Below are 18,774 nucleotides of genomic sequence, written 5' to 3' on the forward strand. Positions count from 1 at the left end.
CATTTCAAAAAGGAGGAATATACATATGAATGAACGGATCAGCAGTCAGCCATTGCTCCACATGGGCGCTTTTGAAGCTGAATTATACTGGCGTGAAGATGATCTTGCCACACTGCCTGCACTACCTGATAAAGAAGCTGAAAAGATTGTGACAGCTATGGATGAATTATTGTTTACTTTTTGTCAGCCGGGTGACCTGTTATTTACTCGTTATGCGATGGAACCTGCGCAACGTCAATATGTTCATCAATTGGGATTTAGCGTATATGGCAATACGCAAGATCTGGAAATGGATGCTTCGAAAATCAAAGATCAGATTCTTGCGGGACAAGATCAGACGATGGCGGCGATCAATCGGTTGAGTACAGGCAAGCAAGCAGGAATGTCTGCACGCCCTGTATCTGTTTTCCAATGGATGGAACAACAAGATGAACAATTAGCCGAGCAATTTCCATTATCCACGATGAGTTTGTCTCCTTTTGCATGGATTCCTCATATTAAAGAGCTGAATCAACGCTTCGGTATTGGCTATCATGCTCCTGAACTTGAAGTCGTCAAAAGGGTCAATACCAAACATTACTCTGCACAGATGAAGCAGACATTGAACTTGAGTGGTGTCGGTGTATTAGTAGAGAGCAGTGAAGAATTAGTTGAAAAAGGAAGCGAGTGGCTAAAAGAAGGTTCTTTTCTGATCAAAGATAATTATGGTGTGTCCGGTAAAGGGAATATGTTGATCGATTCTCCTGAACTGCTTGTTCGTATCGGTCACGGTCTACACAAACAAGAAGAAAAAGGGAAGAAAGTCCAATTTCTGATCGAAAAGTATTTGCAAAAAGAACGGGATTTTTCTTGCCAATTTCATATTGATCCACAAGGTCAGATTGAAATGCTGTCTGTTCAGTGGTTGGCAAACTCTCAATTTGCGTATCGTGAATCATTATCTCCTGATCCAGCCTTTATGATGCGACTCGAACAAGAAGGTTATTTTGCATTAATGGAACAGATCGGTAAGCAATTATATCAGGATGGATACTTTGGACATGTCTGTATTGACTCTATGGTATTACAAGATGGAAGCCTTGAACCGATGGTCGAGATCAATGCTCGCAAATCGATGAGCCTGATCAAGCACCAAATGGATCAATACCTGCGTACCTACGGACAGGTCGGCAATATGACCAACTATAACGTCTCACACACAGGCGAAGTCTCGCACGAACAACTACTTCATTTGTTAGATCAAGCCAACTTGCTCTATTTACCGAATCGTCAACAAGGCATCATCCCATTAACATCATCAGCCCTACACATCAACCACCGTTTCCGTAACGATAACAAAAAACACAAAGGCAGAATCTATCTCTCAGTCGTAGCCAGCCATGACCATATCAAACAACAATTACTAACCCAATTCGAACAACTTCTAGAAACCAACCAGTTCAGCATACTAAACTAATAAACCATATAATCATTGATCTATTTCATCGAATAAATAAAAAATCTTCACCATCACATATTCAAATCAACACCAAACATTATTCTTATTTTACTAATTTCTTTGCCTTACCCTGCTACCATCACCACTGGGGAAGCAAGAATCATATGCTCTTATCTCTTAAAATAAAATACCATATTGTTCTCCCACCACCAGCGAAGGAAATCTATTATTCTGAAAGTCGCCTTTAAGACTAGGATATCGACCGCCAAGCGGTCCATTCAAGATATCCAAGTCTTACCAGCGACGCCAAGAATAATAGATGCCCGTAGCGATACATCCACCCAAGAACAATATATTCCACCTCCAAAAGTATTATTCTTTTCTTCACCACCCTCAAATGAAAGGATTGGATCATCATGACCGTAACGATATTATGCTCTGGGTTTGGACTTGGATTTTATACGCCGGGTTTACTTGTAGAAGCAAGCTTGAATCGTATGGGTATTCCAACCGAAGTGCTTGTGTTTGAAAATGTGATGCAATCAGATCAATTGCAAAAAGTAGATAAAAGTCGTCAAGCGTATCATGCTGACTTTTCGGTAGCGTTGATGTCACAACGGATTCCACAAGATATTCGCAAAAGTATGGATGATGAGCAGATTGTAACGTTGTTACAACAGTGGGAAGCCGAAGGAAGAAAACATTTTATTTGCTTATCCGGTCATTGGATATACATTCTAGATCGCTATCGGGAGCAGATCGGTGAAGCCAATCTCCATGTAGACTTATTATATCTGGATGTGATCGATTCTCCTTCTTGGAAAAGTGTACGTAAGCGCTTAGGTCAGCTACATGAGAGTTATCATGAAGTCTGGCTATTTGGTCATGACCAACAAGAAATGTATACGTATATTGATATTCCTTTATCTGATCCAGTGATTCCGTATAGTCAGCGACAACATCGACTGTTGGTGCATGGGGGTGGTTGGGGAATGGGCACCTATCGTGAACGGATCGCCGAGTTAGAACAAGTGGGTTATGGATTGGATATTATTTTGTACGATCAAGATGAACGGGGAAGTTCGGATCAAGGACAACGGTATTATCGGATGAATCCAGAGTGGCGCACATGGCAACAAAATGAAGAGGGTAAGCATACTTTTCCACCACTTGGAGAAGTGCAAGTCGATCAAGCCGTACAGTATGAATCACGATCAGAATATCACATATTATGTGAGATTGAACGCAATGTACAAGCGATTGTCAGTAAGCCGGGCGGAGGAACATTAGCCGATTCATTTGCACTAAGTACGCCGATTATTTTTCTAGAACCTTTTGGAGAACATGAAGCTCGCAATGCCAGTCAGTGGGAAAAATATGGATTTGGATTATCATATGAACGCTGGATGAGTGAGTATGGTGGAGGCACAGATATTTTGGAACAGATGCATCAGCAATTGGTACAAGCTCGTCAGCAATTTCCAGCGTATGCCGATGAGTACATTCAACGTCATATGCAACTGCTTCACCCGACGATGGCTAAAGGTACACCATGATGAAATCTTCCGAAATGAGTGTACGCCATTCTTCTACACAGACGGACGAACATATTCTTTCAGCCCAAGTAGGGCATAATTCAGAAGCTACTGTCAAATTAGGGATTCTCGGGTGTTCGGGTATTGTGCCGCGTGCTGTTCTTGATCCTGCACCCTATGTCGATGGACTGGACATTGTAGGTGTTGCTAATCGTACGTTGTCCAAAGCAGAATCGTTAGCAGAACATTATGGCATCGCTACAATCTACGGGGATCTGGAAGAATTGTTAGCAGATCCTCAGTTAGATGCAGTGTATATCGGGCTAAGTAACGAACTGCATGCCACATGGATTCGCAAAGCATTGTCTGCGGGCAAGCATGTACTGGTTGAAAAACCGCTTTGTCTGCATCCGCAAGAACTGCCCATGATTGGAGCGGCGGCACAGCATCATGGATTACAGGTGATCGAAGGGGTAATGGTAGCTCATCATCCGTGGCAACATACGTTACGTGAATGCATTTCATCCGGTGAATATGGAGCCTTAGTCCGTACAGTCACTCAACTGACCATTCCAGCCAAAGAAGATCATCATGATAATTATCGTAGTCATCCAGAACAAGGTGGCGGCTGTTTTTGGGATCTGGGTTGTTATTGGCTTCAATTTTTACAACAGGTGATCGGAATACAACATAGTGAATTTGAAGGACGTTCTTCTTTTGATGGGCCTAACGGTTGTGATTGGACATTTGAAGCGCAAGCTCAGTTAGCCAATGGCGTGACAGCAGAAGCTCTTTTTTCTTTTGAAAAGCCGTATAGTAGCAGACATGTGATCTATCTGGAAAAAGCGAAGATTACGATCAACGATTTTTTTCGCTGTAATCTAGGGTTTTATAAGCTGAAGCTCAAAATAGCGCTGATAGAAAATGGACAAGAAACAGGAGAAGTTCGTTATCATACGTTTGAACCGATGAATTATTATGTCAATCAATTACGTTTTTTTCGGGATACGATCAATCATCATCAGCACCATCATTTGTTTGCTGAGTCGGTAGAGCGTATTCAATTGTTATCTCATATTCATGCTACGGCCAAAGCCAAAAGTGTTATATCTTGAGTCATAAGTACAGATATTTTGCGTTGCAAAAATCTTTTTCTCATGGAATGTTGTCGCATGTATAATGCCAAATGCTTAGGAGATGAACATGGATGAGCCATTTATCAGAAAACAATCCTTTATATGAAGCTTTAGAACAGTATCCGACTCCTTTTTATTATTACAATGGAGATCAATTAGCGGAACATATTCAATCGTTTCAACAATTACTACACCCCAAAGTTCAATTACATTACGCCTTAAAAGCAAACAATAATATTACCATTGCTAACCTACTGCGTGAATGGGGTTGTCATATAGAGATTGCTTCATTAGGGGAGTTGCGTCTGGCTGAAGCAGCAGGGTATTTGCCGGAAGAGATCATCTATACAGGGCCTGGTAAAAGTGAAAAAGAATTGCGGACAGCGATGGCTCATCAGATTCATTGTATTAATGTCGAATCGCTCGCTGAATTAGAAATGATCCATCAGATTGCGACTGAATATGAGTGTAAAGTGCGTGTCGGTATTCGGGTGAATCCGGATGGAGAAGGGATCAGTGGAGCTTCTATTCAGATGGCAGGAGTGGCTCGTCCATTCGGGATCGATGAGTCTCAATTAGCAGGTGTATTCGAGCGTGTAGCGGAGATGCCTTATATTCAAGTGATCGGTATTCAAGTCTATGCAGGTACACAGATTATGGATGAAAAAGTGCTACTCAGTAATTTTAGATATACATTGTCTTTAGCCGCGCAAATTCAAGCCAGATATCCGGTTCAACTGGAAATAGTCAATCTGGGCGGTGGGTTTGGAGTGCCTTACTTTTCCCATGAACATCCACTGGACATCGAATCGGTTATGCAACAACTCACCGAATTAATTGATGAATATGTTGTTCATCTGCCACACAGTACATTTATTGTAGAAAGTGGTCGCTATTTACTCGCAGCATCAGGGATCTATGTCTGTCAGGCACTGTATACCAAAGTATCCAAAGGCGAGCATTTTGTTATTGTAGATGGAGGTATGCACCATCATGCAGGCGCTACTTTTAGAGGTAGAAGACCGCGTAACAATTACCCACTGGAAATTATTCCAAGGCATCATATAACCGATGGAGAACAGACGCAGATCACCAGTATTGTAGGGCCGTTATGTACACCGGATGATTGTTTATTCAAAAATGTAGAATTGCCTGTGATCCATGCTGGCGATTACATATGTATTCTACAATCAGGTGCGTATGGATTAACGTATAGTCCTACTCAGTTTTTGGGTCATGCTACACCTGCTGAAGTTCTTTCTTATAAAGGCAAATCGTATTTGATTCGAGAACAAGGTGATCCTGAAGATTTATTATTACGGCAACAACATATAGTACCTACCACAGAATGGACGGCGGTTCTATGATGAAGTCAGAAATGAATACTACAGTTCACCCTACACATTCATTAACCCGTTACCCTGTCCAATCGTCTTCGCAAAAAATACTTCCTTTAGCCAAGCCACTTGTTAAAGGATATCAGTATCTAGGGTATGCTCTTTCTGTGGTGATGACACACGAGGAATGTTTACCATGGGTATATCATCAATTTATCCAGTTAAGTTCGCCTAATTACCAGTGGGTCGACTTTTATCATCCCCATGAATTTAGTGATTACCCCTGGCTAGAAACGAATGAGACTGATTGTGCCGATCTCAATGCCGAGCAGTTAATTGCGACATGGGTGGATATGATGAATCAAGACAAATATCTAGTCATGTTTATTGATGAATACTATTTGTCTCATACGGCATTTTACCAAGAAGAACATTATTCTCATGATATTATGTTGCACGGTTATGATCTCGAACAGCAGGTTTTTTGGGCAAGCGGGTACAATCGTGATTTTCAGTATGGAGAGTACAGTATCCCGATCGAAGAAGTGTTGGCTGCTCATTTTTCATTTCAAGAAGCAAATAAACGCTTGATTACGATTCGGTATCAACAAGCACCTGTACATTCTCCCAAAGTTATCGCAGTGGTGGTCTCGTTAGAAGGTCTGATCGAGCAGTTACAAGATTATGTGGATTCGCGTCCTTCATCATGGAGACGGAATGATATTCAGCAAGCCAATGCTCATTTTTATGGGATGGAAATCTATGATATTTTGCAAAATAGTATTCAGACATTTATCGAAAATAACAGCAAAGCAGATATTCGAGCTTTTCATATCTTTTATGAGCACAAAGCAGCGATGGAACAACGATTAATGTATCTGGCACAGACAGTAGAAGGATTACAAGCGATCTTCGATCAGTATCCGACGATGATGCCAGAGCTTCAAGAACTTACAAGGCAGTCGACGATTATTCGTAATCTATTGCTCAAATACAATCGAAGTCACAATACCGCAAGTCTTGAGCGTGCTTCGCAATTGCTGTATACGATGCGCGGGCAAGAAGAACAGGTATTGCAGACGGTACTGACTGCACTTCGACAACATATTCCAGCAGTATCGGTATTAGAGCAATCCCGTGAGCTCAAGCGCCGTGTGATGGATCGTCAATTGCGCCAAACATCAGCAGATCGATTAATAATATTAGATCAATTGGAACAATTAGATCATCCTAATGAGTGGATCGAAATTGTTATGATTATGGATCAGCAGATATGGGAGTTATTATCTCAGACAGACCCTCTACGTACAGATCGCTTGATTGCATTCTGGTGCGAATTGCTTGCACGTAAGCCATGGGTAGCTAGTCAATACGATACATTGCGTAATGTGATTGAGCGGATGCAGATGGTAGTTCAAGATCAACAAGTGAGAGCACAGTTAGATTACTGGTATACAACGATGACTGCAATTCGTTCTCAATAAGTAATGAATGATACCTGATGATTATGATTTGAATGCATAACAAATAAGCCTTTTGGTTCTCTAGCAGATCAGAGAATCGAAAGGCTTATTTTGTAAAAGCCACTCTAAATGAATTTGATGATGTCAAAGTATTGTTGGATTATTAATGAACGTTTTAACTATATATAGAAGCGACTATCACAGAGATTCTTTTAAATCGTAGGAGTTAGATGTTATGATTATAGAGTGTATAATACATAGTTATACAAATTGCATAAAAATAACTTTAAATTTTAACTAAATGTTTCCATATGTATAAAATCACGGAATCAGTTCGGTCCAATCCAGCATAATAAGTGGAAGAAGACTCAACGGTTCTCCTGCACAGACTGCTAATTGATACTTTGAATCGATCGGCAGATGACGGAAAAAGCTTGCCATATCGATAGGTTTGGCTGAACTTACTTGATATTCGTGGTTATCATTTTGTAGAACAGAGAATGAGTCTAAGGGTAAAGAAAGCCCTTTGCCTACAAATTTGATATAACTTTCTTTTAACGTCCATAATGCATAAAAGGTGGTTAGCTGTTCACTTTCCGGTGCATTCATTAATAATTGATATTCTGGTTCTGTATAAAAGCGTTGAGCGATCCCAAAGTCGATAGGACGTATTTGTTCGATATCAATACCGACTGGAACATTCCCATCAGCACATACGATCCATTCACCTGCATGGGATACATTAAAATGAATATCAGGGTGATTGTGTAGGTACGGTTTCCCGTATTTATTTTGCTCAAATTGAATCTGGTGATCTTGCAGTTGATAGTGAGTACGTAATCGATGCAAAACAAGCAACTCTCCTATTAAGCCACGTTGAGCATCTTGCTGTCGAACAAATTTCAAAGAAGCTTCTTTTCGTGCAGGTGATACATTACGACGTAATACCTCCATATCTTCTAACGATAATAAATCCGGCAAATGTATTGCTGTTACTGTAATCAATCTCTAGTCTCCCCACTTTCCTATATCGATTTATAGTTATAAAAGAAATGACTTTATTGTCTAAATTATACAATACCATTTTCGAGGAGGAAATATAATGTCAGAAATCAAACATTTAGCGCATCAAACCGAGGATGGGTACTTTGTGCAATTAATTCCAGATGTTCAATTTGCTCGCTTTGCCAATGGTCAATCGTTAAAAATGAATATTTTGCGTCCTGTTTCTGATTTGCCATTACCGTTAATTGTCTGGGTGGTCGGCGGAGCATGGGTCGATATTGATCCTTACAAACATATCCCGGCACTGTCCAAATTAGCTCGTCAAGGGTATGTGATTGCTTGTGTGGAATACCGCACTGTCAACAAAGCACCTTTTCCTGCTCAATTAGAAGATATCAAAACAGCGATTCGCTTTTTACGTGCTCATGCACTGGATTATCATATTGATCCTGAACATGTCGGAATCTGGGGACACTCCGCAGGTGCACATTTATCTGCATTAGTTGGTGTGACTGGAGAGCAAGCAGAATGGGATCAACAAGGACAATGGCAAGGACATTCCAGTAGTGTCAAAGCAGTAGTTGATTTTGCAGGACCGATTGATATTCAGGCAGATTTTCAAAGTGAATATGAATTACCGGTGATTTCTTTACTGATGGGCGGGCCGTTACGACATAAAATAGACACAGCCGATCAATCGAATCCTATTCATCATCTTGCTTCTCATATTCCTGCTCATGTGCCTCCGTTTTTAATTATGCATGGCGATCAAGATCAGGTGGTACCTGCGCGTCAGAGCCAGTTTTTGTATGATGCTTTAGCAGCGATATCGGCGGAAGTCACATTGTATATTTTAGAAGGTGTAGGTCATTCGTCGACTACATTTATGACCCGAAATGATGTTTTAGAAATTGTTAGTGAATTTTTTGCGCGACATTTGAAAGGATCATGACCAATATAGGTTAATAGTAGAGTAGGCTGCTTATCAAGAGTCTAAACAGTTCATAATGTGCTTTTACATTAAGGGCATACGAAAGATTGAGAGGGATAGACCATTGGACAATCATGAACATGAAATTCTTCAAAACCTGATATCTGAAAGTGGGTCGTACCGATCTCTTTTTGAATATCACCCTGATGCGATATATGTTATGGACAAAAAGGGGAATTACATTTATACCAATCCAGGTGTCGAAAAGATTTCTGGTTATACTATAGATACATTAGAACATGTCGATAGAAGTAAAATTTTCGGAGCAGAGCGCATAGAAATGCGTTCTCCTTATCTGGCAGAGGTGTTACAAGGTAAATCTGTACAATTTCAGACTCACATTTATCATCGACAAGGACATTTGATTGACCTAGATGTTACATATACACCCATCGTTATTGACGAAGAAATTGTAGGCATTTATGGTATCGCCAAAGATATTACAGCACGCAATGATGTTGAACAAAAACTTGTAGAAGCTGAACGTATGTATAGACTGATTTCTGAAAATGCCGATGATCTGATCACTTGTTCCGATGCAGACGGAATGATTACCTATATTTCACCTTCTGTTGAAAAAATTCTAGGATTTCTGCCTTCTGAATTAATGCAGACGTTATCTACTGATTTGATTTATGCCGAAGATATTTTGCAATTAGAACCTCCATTTCAATCACGCAAAGCGGTTCAAATTCGCTGCGTATGCAAAAACAAAACGTACAAGTGGATTGAATTAACGGTTAAAGCGATCAAAGATGAGAATGGAGTAACGGTTCAATATATGGGAATAGGGCGAGATATTACCGCTCGTAAAGAATCAGAAGAGCAACTTCGCAAAAGTGAAGAACGTCTAGCTCTGGCACAAAGTATTGCTGGATTTGGATGTTGGGATTGGAATTTAGATACGCAAGAATTAGTCTGCTCGGATAAGTTTCTTGAGATTCTTGGCGTAGAATCACCTTCAGCTAAGTTATTGTATCGTCATTTTTTGACGATGGTTCATCATGAAGATCGGGATAAAGTACGGTATGCTTTTCGGCAATCGGTTGCTCAGGAACATGTGAATATTGAATGTCGTCTAGTTGATCAACATCATCAGATCAAAACTGTGCATATTCAAGGCACACTGGTGGCAGATGACAATGATGGTACCCGCCAGATTGTAGGTACGATTCAAGATATAACAGAAAGTCGTCTGATGGAAGACTTGATTCGCGAAAGTGAACGTCAATACCGGATGCTTTCTAACAATACATTAGATCTGATTTCTTCTCATACCGCAGATGAAGAACTTAGTTTTATATATACGTCAGCTTCTGTGAAAAAGCTTATTGGGTATGAAGGAGAAGAATTGATCGGCAAAAGTGCATTCTCTTTTTATCATCCTGAAGATTATCAAGCTGTCCGAGATTATATTACATGGATTACTGAGATGCCTGAGCATAGTAAGTCAAAGACAGTACATTATCGTTTTCAACATAAAGCAGGTCATTATGTCTGGTTAGAAAGTACAGCGACGTATACACCTAGTCAGATCGAAGGAATTGCCGGTACAGTGATTGCAGTCTCCAGAGATGTTACAGATCGTAAATTAGCAGAACAACGATTACACGAGAGCGAACAGCGTTACAAGTCACTTGTGGAGTATAATCCATCAGGTGTATATTCATTTGATCTACAAGGTCGATTATTTAATCTCAATCCTGTTGCTGAAATTCAAAGTGGTTATGATCGAACACGATTGAAAAACACATACTTTGCTGAGCTGATCCATCCTGATCTGCGTGAAGAAGCTTTGAATCGTTTTAATAGAGCCAAAATGGGCATGCCACAAAACTACGAAACGGTGCTGGTGCATCATACCGGTCATCAAATTGAAGTGAATATTACAAATGTGCCGATTATCGTCAGCGGAGAAATCACCGGTGTATTCGGAATTGCGACAGATATTACAGAAAGCAAAAAATATGTAGAACAGATTAAAAAAATCAGTGATGAATACAATTTGATATTGAGTTCGGTATCCGAAGGCATTTATGGAGTAGATGCAGACGGCAATGGTATCTTTTTAAATGCGGCAGCTTCTTCGATGCTAGGCGTGACCAAAGAAGAATTTATAGGATCACCTGTGCGTGACTTGTTAATGCATACACGATCAGATGGAGAGCCTTATGCGGCTACCCATCATCCAGTAGAGCTAACGATGCAAGATAGCATTTCAAGACGTGTAACCGAAGATGTATTCTTTCGCCGTGATGGATCTAGCTTTTTCGCTTCTTATCAGACTAATGCATTACGAGATCGGGAAAAGATTGTCGGTGTTGTGGTTGTATTCAGTGATCGAACCAATGAGAAAGCGATTATAGAAGCCAAAGAATCCGCAGAGCGAGCTGCTTATGCGAAGTCTCAATTTATCTCAATGATGAGTCATGAGATTCGTACACCGATGAATGGAATTGTCGGTATGGCGGAATTGATGCTTGATCTTGATCTGAATGAAGAACAAGCTAGTTATATTCATATTATTCGTCAAAGTGGCAATGAATTGATGCAGATTATTAATGATATTATGGATGTGCATCGCTTGGAAAATGGAAATGTCGAACTGGAAGAAGAGTTATTCGATCTTCGTGAATTAATAGATGATGTCTATCAATGGTTCTTGCCGACAGCGCAAAGTAAGTATTTGGTATTTGATAAGCATATTGAACAAGAAGTTCCGAAGTTAGCCAGAGGGGATATGCCTCGAATCAAGCAAGTACTGGTCAATATTATAGGCAATGCGATTAAGTTTACGGAAAAAGGAAATATTCATCTTAGCGCAGGCGTCTCGTATTTGTCTCAAGATCAAGGAATGATGCTGAATTTCCAGATTACAGATACAGGGATTGGCATACCCGCAGATAAGCTAAGTGAGCTCTTTCATTCATTCTCCCAAGTACATCCGGTGATGAATCGTCGCTATGGTGGTACAGGGCTAGGATTGTTTATTTGCAAAAATCTTATTGAATTAATGAATGGAACGATTGGTGTCAACAGTCAGGAACATCAAGGTTCTACGTTTTATTTCAGTATTCCATTACAGTTAGCTTAATAAAAAACCTGTTAAGAGACATGTTATCAAAGATGTCTCTTAACAGGTTTTTTGTATTTAAATGAAGTAGTTGTATGAAGAAATTAATGGTTATTTTTGGCATACATAATGGCAATTGTCTGTGGACCACAATGACTGGATATAACGCATCCTGCTTCTGTAATCATTACCTGACGCGCATCAGTCTGCTCTCGAAGTACAGCTTGCATGTGACGAGCTTCTGCTTCAGCAAAAGAATGAACTACAAAAATAATATCTTGATCAATCGCATGTCGATGAGCAAGTGTATTTCTAAGCAGTTGTTCGACAGCTTTTTCACGTTTACCTCGTATTTTGTAAGCAGGAACCAGTGTTCCGTGTGTAGTGACCTGAATGACTGGACGAATTTTGAGCAGGCTGCCGATCAGATTCTGCATACCTGAACAGCGTCCACCTTTGTATAAAAATTCTAACGAATCAATAGCGAACTCGGTCTCGATCTGTGAGCGCATGGATTCAAGCAATAACACAATTTCTGCAACCGATTGTTGTTGATCGATCGCTTGTACCGCTTTCATCACTAACAAGCCAATCGAACTGGATAAGTTCAATGAATCTACGATCGTTACTGCGCCTTCAGGAAATGTATTGGCTGCTAGATGGGCATTAGCATACGTGGAAGAAAGAGCGGAAGAAAGACTGATATAAATAATCGTATGCCCATTGTCAACCACAGGCTGAAAAGCATGAATAAAATCAGCAGGTGAAGGTGCAGACGTTTTGGGTGTTTGTCCGGTTTGTTTTACTTTTTCATACAATTCGGCAGGTGTCATATCCACACCATCCCGGTATACTTCATGATTAAAATTCACATATAAAGGCACAACACCGATTTGATTTTCTTCTAACCATGCCTTTGGTAAATCGCAAGTACTATCTACAAAAATACGAATAGATGTCATAATAATCTCCTGTCTTTCCATCGAGTCCAATTATCTATATCTAAATGCTGATAAGAATAGATTGTATTAGTATATCACGATTTACAGTACACAAAAAAGCAGATTGCTTCTTCTCTAAGAAAGAATAGAAAAGGCAACCTGCAACAAATAAGATTCATATGACAAAATAGAAATAAGCGATTGAGAGTAATTAATAACTGCTGTCTGAGAAAATACCGATAATAAAAAAGAATAAAATAAAAGCGGCTGGAAAAGCATTTAAAACAATACCGATAATTGCAAACACTTTACGACGTTGCTTGATGCAACAACCAACAATCCCTAAGACCAGACCGGTACAATTAGCAAGGATTAATAATCCCCATATCAACACAAGGACAAGTAACCCACCTAATATTGCAGCCAGCCCTGCTTCGATACTCTGTTCATCTAACAGATTAAAAGAAATATCTGAATTTTCAACAGCGGCTACCATCATAATAACAGCAATCACACCTACAATAATATTAACAATAAGCGTAGATATTCCAATAATAAAAGAAGCGACACCTAACTTAGAATGAGGCCAGCGTTGCCCGGGTAGAGGAGCGTATGGATCATTAGGATTGTAATAGGTATCATTAGATGGTGGTACAAAGGTAGAAGAGCGATAATCATAAGGCTCTGATGTTGCTAAAGGATCTCTAAAATCATTGTCTTGAGGTGCATCCGTATCTTTTTTTAAATTAGGAAAAGATGAACTTCGTTTGGGATCATAAGGGTCCATGAATCTAATCTCCTTTACAATATATGTATGTATCGTTACTTTTTCATAATTTCCTCACAAATGCAAGCATCGGAGTAAGGTATAATTAAAAATAAAACAATTAGCAGGAGGCATATTCATGCAACGCACATATTTAATTATCGGTTCTATTCTGGGTATGATTGGAGTCGGCATTGGCGCTTTCGGTGCTCATCTATTAGAACCTATTATCGGGCCTCAACTGTTACAAACGTTCAAAACAGGTGTGGAATATCACTTTGTACATACACTGGCTATTTTGATTGTCGCTGTGCTCGCAGGAGTGATTGGTGAATCCAGTCTGTTGCGTTGGGCAGGTCGATTATTTACTATTGGAGTTATCATTTTCTCAGGTAGTCTCTATGTATTAAGTATAACGGGAATCAAAGTGTTAGGTGCAATTACTCCTATCGGTGGAGTATGCTTTATAGCAGGCTGGATCATGTTAGCACTTGTTGGAGCCAAATACGGTAAACGGAATTAAACCAATCTTATTATCATATATAACATAATAATAGCGTCTATCTCATTGACCGGGATAGACGCTATTTTGATATTCATCGTTAGAAGAAGCAGATCGTCAATAAGATAACGATTTAAGTATGTTGAAAATCATCAATCTCATTGAGTTTGAACGTATACACTTGTTTTTCGTCCACATGATATACACTAATCGTTTGATTTTCATTATCAAAATTTAAGATACGACACGGAATAGAAAAGCGATCCCCTCGATTGTTGATCGTTAGACGTACCAATGTATTATCTTTGATGTAAAGGGCTAACCAGCTGTTCATATCATTTTCGATCTTTTCATGTAAGATCGCTGCTGATTTAGCTTCTTGTTTGTGCTTTTCTAATTTTTTGACCAGTGACGCAGTTTGTGCAGTAATTGATTTTTTACTTTCAGATATACTTGATATATCTATAGGCACTTGCTGTTTACTTGTATCTTTCAAAGATTTCTCTATCTTTTGTCCAAGTTTGATGCCAGAAACGACTCTAAAATCTGCTAATTCTTCATGATTATTTAGAATTTCAAGCAGTTTTTGAAGAGCAACAGCGTTGTTTCGACCAGAGATCATCAGGTCAACATTAAATAAAAATTCGGCTTCGTCGTTAGTTGGCTTTTTATCCATGATTCTCCCATCTCACTTATCCTATCAGAATGTTAAAAATTTTCACAATTCATTATAACCTACCGTTTTTAAAATAAATCATTTCAAGTACATATGCTTTTAAATCGTTTACAATTGCCTCAATAAGCAAAATTAGATAAACACGAAATGTAAGCCTTATCTATATACTTTTATCGGATGGGCTGTCGAAATATGTTACAAAAATATATTGCATTTAGGGGCAAAAAGACCGGTATCCTATCGGACCCGGTCAGCTCAACAAATTCATACGTGATGCAAAGCAGATATCATATTATACGAACATAATATGAGTATAGATTACACTTCAAATATATTTCTTAGACCTTCTTCATACGAAGGATAAACAATACCTTTTTCAGTGATAATTGCAGTTACGTATTCGTTAGGTGTTACATCAAATGCCGGGTTAAACACTTTAATATCTTTTGGTGCGGTACGTTTGCCAAAGCCTTCTGTTACTTCTTCCGCAGAACGTTCTTCAATCGGAATTTCAGTTCCATTAGCAGTGGATAGATCAATGGTCGATAAAGGGCATGCCACATAGAAAGGAATATTATGTGCTTTGGCAAGTACCGCTACACTATACGTTCCAATCTTGTTTGCTACATCACCATTAGCAGCTACGCGGTCTGCACCTACGATAACAGCTTGAATCCACCCTTTGGACATTACCATACCAGCCATATTGTCACAGAGAAGCGTAACATCAATACCGGCTTGTTGCAATTCAAATGCTGTTAAGCGAGCACCTTGAAGCACAGGACGTGTCTCATCAGCATAGACTTTAAGATGAATACCTTTTTCATGAGCAAGGTACATAGGAGCCAGTGCTGTACCATACTTAGCTGTTGCGAGTCCGCCTGCATTACAGTGAGTCAATACACCCATACCATCTGTAAATAAAGGCAGTGCATGTTCACCGATCATACGACATACTTCTTCATCTTCGACATGAATCGCAATCGCTTCAGCCAACAGACTCGCATTACGATCAGCAGTTGTCCCTGCTTGTTCTGCCAATTGATGAGCTTTCTTATTCATACGATCCAATGCCCAGAACAAATTCACAGCGGTTGGACGAGATTCAGCCAGATAAGCAGCCGTTTTAAGCACATGTTTGAGCCAGTGGTCTGCATCTTCGCCTTCATATTCCCAGGAGCCTAGAACAACGCCGTAGGCAGCAGAGATACCAATAGCAGGTGCTCCACGTACTTTCATCGAACGAATCGATTCAAATACTTGCTCTGACGTAAATAATTCAAGCATTACAATTTCATCTGGTAATAAACGTTGATCAAGCATCAACAATTTATCGTCGTCCCAACGCAATGATAACAAAGGTTCAAATGGCGCTTTAACTGGATTCTCATCCGATGTTGAAAATGATGGATTCATCTAAAGAAACACTCCCTGTCCTATATATCGTCAAACCAAAATCATATAATAGAAGATTTTATAATCGCAATCTCTACTATGATTTGAATAGCTTACGCTTGTTCATAACCAACACTTAAATAGTAAACGTTAAAATATAGGATATCGGAAAAGAAGGAATTTGCACAGTCTTTTTTCAATATCTATTTGTTTCGTAAATGAAATACAAGGGTAATTTGTAAACAGACGAGGCTGAGGATTGAAAGTCTCCAACATCCAATTTGAAAAGAAGAAAGAGGGAGATCTAATCATGACGAATACAACTAATAAAGGTCAAACTAAAAAAGTTGAAGAACTTCTAAATCTACAGGTTGCTAACCTGAATGTATTATATGTAAAAATTCATAATTTCCACTGGTATGTAAAAGGTGAAAACTTCTATACATTGCATATCAAATTCGAAGAATTGTACAACGAAGTAACATTGAAAATGGATGAAATCGCTGAGCGTCTATTGACTCTTAAAGGTTCACCTGCTGCAACGTTGAAAGAATATTTGGAACTAGCAACGATTCAAGAAGCGAACGGAACAGAAGATGCGCGTACAATGGTACAAACATTGATCGAAGACTTCGCTACAGTTAATGAGCAATTCCAAGAAACAATCGAATTGGCTGATGAAGCGGATGACCAACCAACAGCAGATATGTTGATTGCGTTCAAAGCAGATCTTGAAAAACACATGTGGATGCTTCGTTCATTCTTGGGTAACTAATCCCCATCTCAGATGTACTGCATAAGCGTTACCCTGCTACATTGAAGTCCTTCACATCTGCGATATAATAGGTGATAACAAACCGTTACAGAAAGTGAGGGCGACGATTGATGGCGGAATCAGTATTGGCTTTGAAAGAATGGGCTTCGGTTATTGAGGCGTTGGAAAAAGGTCACCAGATCTTATTGATGCGCAAAGGCGGCATTGTCGAAGAGACACGTCACTTTGAGTTGAAAGATCATGCCTTTTACTTGTATCCAACTTACGAGCACCAACGTCGCGAATTGCTCAAATCCGAATACAATCATTTGGTAGACGAATCACTTAACGGCTGGTCTCCTGATACGAGATCAGCTGGTATTCGTCTGTATGCGGAAGTAACAGATGATTTAGAAATATTCGAGCAAGACCAGCTAGATGCTTTACTGGACCAGCATATCTGGACAGATACGTTTGCCGAAGAACGTTTGCATTGGAAAAGAAAAAGTCCGCTTCATTTACTGATTGTGCGGGTATATATACTTGAACGACCGATAGAGATCCCTGTGCAGGACCAGTACCTGGGCTGCAAATCATGGATTTCTATACCAAGTGGTCTGGTGACGAGCGAATTGACGCCGGTGCTGGACGCTGCGGAGTTTGAGCGAATGAGAACTGTCATTTTGCAAGCTTTGCAACAAGACGGGACATTCTACAAGGCTTGACTGAGTGATCGGTCAGGTCTTTTTTGCATGGCATAAGATTATCGGTTTCATTGCGACTACTTCAAATTTATTATAAAATAACTTGAGAATCGTTGAGAATCAGTTTAGAATGGTTCTAAGAGAGATTTATTCTTAGACTTTATCTAAATGTATTTTCGTTTTTCGTACATCAGGGATTTGTGTACTATACTCTCTGTTGACAGATATATAAGCTACAACCAAACTACTTATTTCACTGGAGGTCAAAACTATTATGGCAACGAATTTCGTCATTGAAGGTTTGAAAGCAACAATTGACAATAAGGAAATCCTTAAAGGGATTAACCTTTCAATGAAAGGTGGAGAAATCCACGCAATCATGGGACCTAACGGTACTGGTAAAAGTACATTAGCATCTGCTTTGATGGGACATCCTAAATATGAAGTAACTGAAGGAACTGTAACTTTAGACGGCGAAGACGTTTTGGAAATGGAAGTGGATGAGCGCGCTCGTGCAGGTCTATTCTTGGCTATGCAGTATCCAAGTGAAATTACAGGGGTAACAAACTCTGACTTCTTGCGTAGTGCAATCAACGCACGTCGTGAAGAAGGTAAAGAAATTTCATTGATCAAATTTATCCGTCAAATGGAAGGAAGCATGAAAGAGCTAGACATGAATGCTGAATTCGCACACCGTTACTTGAACGAAGGTTTCTCCGGTGGTGAGAAAAAACGTAACGAAATCTTGCAAATGTTATTGCTTGAGCCAAAATTAGTTATTCTAGATGAAATTGACTCTGGTCTTGATATTGATGCTCTTAAAATCGTAGCAAACGGCGTAAACAAAATGCGTAATGAAGATCGTGGATTCTTAATCATTACTCACTACCAACGTCTACTTGATTATATTACTCCTGACTATGTACACGTAATGATGCAAGGTCGTATCGTGAAATCCGGTGGACCTGAATTGGCTGCTCGTCTTGAAGCAGAAGGTTACGATTGGGTTAAAGAAGAACTTGGTATTACAGACGAAACTGTAGGTCAAGAAGCGTAAA

16 protein-coding genes are annotated in these 18,774 nt (G+C 39.6%); 11 read left to right on the top strand and 5 right to left on the bottom strand.

Features of this window, described 5'->3' with window-relative positions:
• The first annotated feature begins 25 nt into the window (after window positions 1-25).
• The 5 genes from PaeCFBP13512_RS07795 (at window position 26) to PaeCFBP13512_RS07815 (ending at window position 6,930) form a co-directional block, all read left to right on the top strand.
• The gene (locus PaeCFBP13512_RS07795) at window positions 26-1,456 is read left to right on the top strand and encodes a hypothetical protein (protein ID WP_137222303.1); all 1,431 of its coding nucleotides are present in this window, start codon (window positions 26-28) and stop codon (window positions 1,454-1,456) included.
• A gap of 398 nt (window positions 1,457-1,854) precedes the next feature.
• Window positions 1,855-2,994 (top strand): UDP-glucuronosyltransferase, encoded by a 1,140-nt coding sequence (locus PaeCFBP13512_RS07800; RefSeq protein WP_137222305.1) that lies wholly within the window; start codon window positions 1,855-1,857, stop codon window positions 2,992-2,994.
• Window positions 2,994-4,088, top strand: coding sequence for a Gfo/Idh/MocA family protein (locus tag PaeCFBP13512_RS07805; RefSeq protein WP_241669315.1), 1,095 nt, complete (start codon window positions 2,994-2,996; stop codon window positions 4,086-4,088). Before PaeCFBP13512_RS07800 ends, PaeCFBP13512_RS07805 begins: the two co-directional genes overlap by 1 nt.
• Window positions 4,089-4,180: 92 nt before the next feature.
• Complete coding sequence (locus tag PaeCFBP13512_RS07810; RefSeq protein WP_137222307.1) at window positions 4,181-5,476, top strand: type III PLP-dependent enzyme; 1,296 nt, start codon at window positions 4,181-4,183, stop codon at window positions 5,474-5,476.
• Window positions 5,473-6,930, top strand: a complete 1,458-nt coding sequence (locus PaeCFBP13512_RS07815; RefSeq protein WP_137222309.1) for a hypothetical protein — start codon at window positions 5,473-5,475, stop codon at window positions 6,928-6,930. The genes PaeCFBP13512_RS07810 and PaeCFBP13512_RS07815 overlap by 4 nt, the downstream gene beginning before the upstream one ends.
• 300 nt (window positions 6,931-7,230) lie before the next feature.
• Here the strand turns inward: PaeCFBP13512_RS07815 and PaeCFBP13512_RS07820 are convergent, their stop codons facing one another.
• A complete protein-coding gene (locus PaeCFBP13512_RS07820; protein ID WP_137222311.1) occupies window positions 7,231-7,914 on the bottom strand; it encodes a 4'-phosphopantetheinyl transferase family protein in 684 nt (227 codons plus the stop codon).
• Between the two features lie 97 nt (window positions 7,915-8,011).
• Between PaeCFBP13512_RS07820 and PaeCFBP13512_RS07825 the strand changes: the two genes are divergently transcribed.
• Complete coding sequence (locus PaeCFBP13512_RS07825; protein ID WP_137222313.1) at window positions 8,012-8,866, top strand: alpha/beta hydrolase; 855 nt, start codon at window positions 8,012-8,014, stop codon at window positions 8,864-8,866.
• Window positions 8,867-8,921: 55 nt separating this feature from the next.
• The gene (locus PaeCFBP13512_RS07830; RefSeq protein ID WP_137222315.1) at window positions 8,922-11,999 is read left to right on the top strand and encodes a PAS domain S-box protein; all 3,078 of its coding nucleotides are present in this window, start codon (window positions 8,922-8,924) and stop codon (window positions 11,997-11,999) included.
• Between the two features lie 83 nt (window positions 12,000-12,082).
• Here the strand turns inward: PaeCFBP13512_RS07830 and PaeCFBP13512_RS07835 are convergent, their stop codons facing one another.
• Together PaeCFBP13512_RS07835 and PaeCFBP13512_RS07840 are read right to left on the bottom strand one after the other, a co-directional pair.
• On the bottom strand, window positions 12,083-12,940 hold the full coding sequence (locus PaeCFBP13512_RS07835) for a DegV family protein (protein WP_069326955.1): 858 nt from the start codon (window positions 12,938-12,940) through the stop codon (window positions 12,083-12,085).
• Window positions 12,941-13,130: 190 nt separating this feature from the next.
• Window positions 13,131-13,706, bottom strand: a complete 576-nt coding sequence (locus PaeCFBP13512_RS07840) for a hypothetical protein (protein ID WP_137222316.1) — start codon at window positions 13,704-13,706, stop codon at window positions 13,131-13,133.
• Between the two features lie 118 nt (window positions 13,707-13,824).
• Here PaeCFBP13512_RS07840 and PaeCFBP13512_RS07845 point away from each other — a divergent pair, with 118 nt between their 5' ends.
• Window positions 13,825-14,208: a DUF423 domain-containing protein gene (locus tag PaeCFBP13512_RS07845; RefSeq protein ID WP_069326957.1), complete on the top strand. Its 384-nt coding sequence runs from the start codon at window positions 13,825-13,827 to the stop codon at window positions 14,206-14,208.
• Between the two features lie 112 nt (window positions 14,209-14,320).
• On the opposite strand, the gene PaeCFBP13512_RS07850 is transcribed toward PaeCFBP13512_RS07845, so the two are convergent.
• A complete protein-coding gene (locus PaeCFBP13512_RS07850) occupies window positions 14,321-14,863 on the bottom strand; it encodes a hypothetical protein (RefSeq protein WP_069326958.1) in 543 nt (180 codons plus the stop codon).
• A 318-nt stretch (window positions 14,864-15,181) separates the two neighbouring features.
• Window positions 15,182-16,279: an S-methyl-5-thioribose-1-phosphate isomerase gene (gene mtnA, locus PaeCFBP13512_RS07855; protein WP_137222318.1), complete on the bottom strand. Its 1,098-nt coding sequence runs from the start codon at window positions 16,277-16,279 to the stop codon at window positions 15,182-15,184.
• A gap of 289 nt (window positions 16,280-16,568) precedes the next feature.
• Between mtnA and PaeCFBP13512_RS07860 the strand changes: the two genes are divergently transcribed.
• The 3 genes from PaeCFBP13512_RS07860 to sufC all read left to right on the top strand — a co-directional run bounded on the left by PaeCFBP13512_RS07860 (window position 16,569) and on the right by sufC (window position 18,773).
• A complete protein-coding gene (locus PaeCFBP13512_RS07860; protein WP_069326960.1) occupies window positions 16,569-17,033 on the top strand; it encodes a Dps family protein in 465 nt (154 codons plus the stop codon).
• A 110-nt stretch (window positions 17,034-17,143) separates the two neighbouring features.
• Entirely contained in the window at window positions 17,144-17,737 is a 594-nt protein-coding gene (locus PaeCFBP13512_RS07865) for a DUF1802 family protein (protein ID WP_069326961.1), read from the top strand.
• A gap of 253 nt (window positions 17,738-17,990) precedes the next feature.
• Window positions 17,991-18,773, top strand: coding sequence for a Fe-S cluster assembly ATPase SufC (gene sufC, locus PaeCFBP13512_RS07870; protein WP_069326962.1), 783 nt, complete (start codon window positions 17,991-17,993; stop codon window positions 18,771-18,773).
• Window position 18,774 lies beyond the last annotated feature (1 nt).

Origin of the sequence: Paenibacillus sp. CFBP13512 (genome assembly GCF_005233705.1) — a bacterium.
Classification (GTDB): domain Bacteria; phylum Bacillota; class Bacilli; order Paenibacillales; family Paenibacillaceae; genus Saccharibacillus; species Saccharibacillus nuruki.

Coding starts and splice junctions, on each gene's coding strand:
- PaeCFBP13512_RS07805 (WP_241669315.1), top strand. CDS start 2,994: ATGAAATCTTCCGAAATGAGTGTACGCCATTCTTCTACACAGACGGAC.
- PaeCFBP13512_RS07830 (WP_137222315.1), top strand. CDS start 8,922: ATGTGCTTTTACATTAAGGGCATACGAAAGATTGAGAGGGATAGACCA.
- mtnA (WP_137222318.1), bottom strand. CDS start 16,279: ATGAATCCATCATTTTCAACATCGGATGAGAATCCAGTTAAAGCGCCA.
- PaeCFBP13512_RS07800 (WP_137222305.1), top strand. CDS start 1,855: ATGACCGTAACGATATTATGCTCTGGGTTTGGACTTGGATTTTATACG.
- PaeCFBP13512_RS07795 (WP_137222303.1), top strand. CDS start 26: ATGAATGAACGGATCAGCAGTCAGCCATTGCTCCACATGGGCGCTTTT.
- PaeCFBP13512_RS07845 (WP_069326957.1), top strand. CDS start 13,825: ATGCAACGCACATATTTAATTATCGGTTCTATTCTGGGTATGATTGGA.
- PaeCFBP13512_RS07850 (WP_069326958.1), bottom strand. CDS start 14,863: ATGGATAAAAAGCCAACTAACGACGAAGCCGAATTTTTATTTAATGTT.
- PaeCFBP13512_RS07815 (WP_137222309.1), top strand. CDS start 5,473: ATGATGAAGTCAGAAATGAATACTACAGTTCACCCTACACATTCATTA.
- PaeCFBP13512_RS07835 (WP_069326955.1), bottom strand. CDS start 12,940: ATGACATCTATTCGTATTTTTGTAGATAGTACTTGCGATTTACCAAAG.
- sufC (WP_069326962.1), top strand. CDS start 17,991: ATGGCAACGAATTTCGTCATTGAAGGTTTGAAAGCAACAATTGACAAT.
- PaeCFBP13512_RS07860 (WP_069326960.1), top strand. CDS start 16,569: ATGACGAATACAACTAATAAAGGTCAAACTAAAAAAGTTGAAGAACTT.
- PaeCFBP13512_RS07825 (WP_137222313.1), top strand. CDS start 8,012: ATGTCAGAAATCAAACATTTAGCGCATCAAACCGAGGATGGGTACTTT.
- PaeCFBP13512_RS07865 (WP_069326961.1), top strand. CDS start 17,144: ATGGCGGAATCAGTATTGGCTTTGAAAGAATGGGCTTCGGTTATTGAG.
- PaeCFBP13512_RS07810 (WP_137222307.1), top strand. CDS start 4,181: ATGAGCCATTTATCAGAAAACAATCCTTTATATGAAGCTTTAGAACAG.
- PaeCFBP13512_RS07840 (WP_137222316.1), bottom strand. CDS start 13,706: ATGGACCCTTATGATCCCAAACGAAGTTCATCTTTTCCTAATTTAAAA.